At 65.5% G+C, this 832-nt stretch carries 1 protein-coding gene; it reads left to right on the top strand.

Going from position 1 to position 832, the window contains the following annotated elements:
* Nucleotides 1–817, top strand: an 817-nt coding sequence (locus Q7C21_RS22160; RefSeq protein ID WP_375151109.1) for a sensor histidine kinase, incomplete at its 5' end; no start/stop codon positions are given.
* Nucleotides 818–832: the final 15 nt, after the last annotated feature.

Raw genomic sequence — 832 nt, 5'->3', positions numbered from 1 at the left:
GGCCAGCAACGAGCGCCTCAAGGGGCAGATCCGCGAACGCCGCCAGGCCGAAGAGACCCTGCGCCGGGCCCAGGACGAACTGGTCCAGGCCGGCAAGCTGGCGGCCATCGGCCAGATGTCCACCAGCATCGCCCACGAGCTGAACCAGCCGCTGGCGGCGTTGCGCACCTTGTCCGGCAACACCGTGCGTTTTCTTGAGCGCGGCGCCCTGGACACCGCCAGCGCCAACCTCAAGACCATCAATGAACTGATCGACCGCATGGGCCGCATCACCGCCAGCCTGCGCTCCTTCGCCCGCCGCGGCGACGATCAGGGCCAGGCCAGCCTGGACAAGGCAGTGGACGCCGCCCTGCAGATTCTCAACGCCCGCATCGAACCCCTGCCCCTGCAACTGCACCGCGACTTCAGCGAACAGACCCTGCAGATCGACCAGACCCGCCTGGAGCAGATCCTGGTCAACCTGATCGGCAACGCGCTGAAGTTCACCGAACAAGGCAGCGTCACCATCGAGCCCCAGTGGCAGACCCTGGATCACGAACTCCTGTGGTTCACCTGCTCAGTGCGCGACAGCGGGATTGGCATCAGCCCGGCCAGCCTGGAACTGATGTTCGATGCATTCCAGCAGGCCGACAGCTCGATTTCCCGACGCTACGGCGGCACGGGCCTGGGCCTGGCCATCGTCAAGCACGTGCTGCTGCGTCATCGCGCACGCCTGGAAATCAGCAGCGTACTGGGCCACGGCAGTACCTTTACCTGCCATTTCGCCCCGGCCCAGGTTAAAAAAGCCGCAGCTGGCAGCCTTACCGAACAGCGCTGACCGTGGTTTGCCCCT

It is taken from the genome of Pantoea sp. ANP04 (assembly GCF_041982285.1).
GTDB lineage: Bacteria > Pseudomonadota > Gammaproteobacteria > Enterobacterales > Enterobacteriaceae > Pantoea > Pantoea eucalypti.
Note: the sequence above shows the minus strand (reverse complement) of the source record. Positions and strands in the feature narration are given on the sequence as shown.